Here is a 215-nt window from a genome sequence, read left to right as displayed (position 1 = left end):
GAGTCGTTTCACGGACCTGTTCGGGATGGGAAGGGGTGGTTCCAACTCGCTATGGTCACCAGGCATGAGGGGTTGTGACGCTGGGGTTGAGGCCAACGTCACGAATCGGGATGTAGTGGTGGTTGTGCTGATTGTGTCAACTTCGGTGGCACAAGGCGACGATCAACCAGGTGAAACACACTGGTTATAGGATCAAGCCTTACGGGCAATTAGTA

1 rRNA gene is annotated in these 215 nt (G+C 54.0%); it reads right to left on the bottom strand.

Going from position 1 to position 215, the window contains the following annotated elements:
• A 5S ribosomal RNA gene (rrf, locus tag VSR71_RS35505) occupies positions 1–63 on the bottom strand; the annotation flags it as partial.
• Positions 64–215 lie beyond the last annotated feature (152 nt).

Origin of the sequence: Cupriavidus oxalaticus (assembly GCF_038900635.1) — a bacterium.
Lineage (GTDB): Bacteria > Pseudomonadota > Gammaproteobacteria > Burkholderiales > Burkholderiaceae > Cupriavidus > Cupriavidus oxalaticus_B.
The sequence above is the reverse complement of the archived record's forward strand: the minus strand, read 5'-3'. Positions and strand labels throughout refer to the sequence as shown.